Origin of the sequence: Paenibacillus tabacirhizosphaerae (assembly GCF_040812395.1) — a bacterium.
GTDB lineage: Bacteria > Bacillota > Bacilli > Paenibacillales > NBRC-103111 > Paenibacillus_E.
The window spans coordinates 1-1,171 of the sequence record NZ_JBFNXH010000069.1 but is presented as its reverse complement, the minus strand read 5'-3'; the positions used below and the strand labels follow the sequence as shown (position 1 = coordinate 1,171).

1 protein-coding gene is annotated in these 1,171 nt (G+C 53.9%); it reads left to right on the top strand.

The features are described from left to right. Positions 1-1,171, top strand: a 1,171-nt coding sequence (locus ABRS97_RS27995) for a polyketide synthase dehydratase domain-containing protein (protein ID WP_367859147.1), incomplete at both ends; no start/stop codon positions are given.

Genomic DNA, 1,171 nt, shown 5'->3' with positions numbered 1-1,171 from the left:
TGAAGGAGCTTCAAGACAAGCTGACAGGTTACTTGGAAGGTAAGGACGATATCGAAGACCTGTATCGGGGGCAGATCAAACGGAATAAGGAGACTATGGCAATCTTCACTGCGGATGAAGACATGGTCCATACGATAGAAGCCTGGATAAGTAAACGGAAATATGGAAAACTGCTTGATTTGTGGGTTAAAGGATTGAGCCTGGACTGGAACAGGTTTTACCCGGGAATTCAACCGCGCCGCATCAGCCTGCCGACGTATCCTTTTGCCAGAGAGAGATACTGGATTCCGGAAAGCGAAACTGGCATCGCTGGGGGCACGGTGGCACCGATAGCCGGTACCGTGATCCATCCTTTATTGCAGCAAAATACTTCCGACCTGTCGGAGCAGCGATTTAGCACAACATGGACGGGACGGGAGTTTTTCTTGACCGATCATGTGATACAAGGAGAGCGGGTTCTGCCGGGGGCCGCCTGTCTGGAGATGGCGCGTGCGGCAGTGGCGGAGGCGACGAGAGCGAAAGACGGGGCTGCAATCAGGCTGAAAAACGTGGTGTGGACGCAGCCTATCGTTGTAGGAGAGCAGCCGCTTCGGGTGCATATCGGGCTGTATCCGCAAGATGACGGGGAGATTGACTATGAAATCTACCGTGAGGATGAAGCGGATCCTGCTGAATCCGTCGTATACAGCCAAGGCCGAGCTCTGCTAAGCCCGGTGAAGGAAAAGCCGGTGCTTCATCTGAAGGGCGTTCAGGAAGAGTGTAATCAAAGTAGCCTCACATCCGAAGAGCTGTATGCGGCGTTTCGGGCGATGGGAATCGAGTATGGGCCGGGGCATCAGGGGATTCAGAAGGTATATGTGGGAGAGGATCAAGCATTGGCAGAGCTGTCATTGCCGATGTCAGTCCGGGACACCCAGGACCAGTATGTTCTCCATCCCAGCATCCTGGATTCCGCGCTCCAAGCGTCGATCGGGCTGCGGATGGGCAGTGAAGATCGGAAGGCGGCGCTGCCTTTTGCATTACGGGAGATCGAAATCATCGGCAGATGCACGCCGAAGATGTGGGCATGGATTCGTACTAGCAGGAACAGCCAAGCGGGAGATCGGGTAAGGAAAATAGATATTGATCTATGCGATGAGCAAGGCAATGTCTGCATACGGATGAAGGAGCT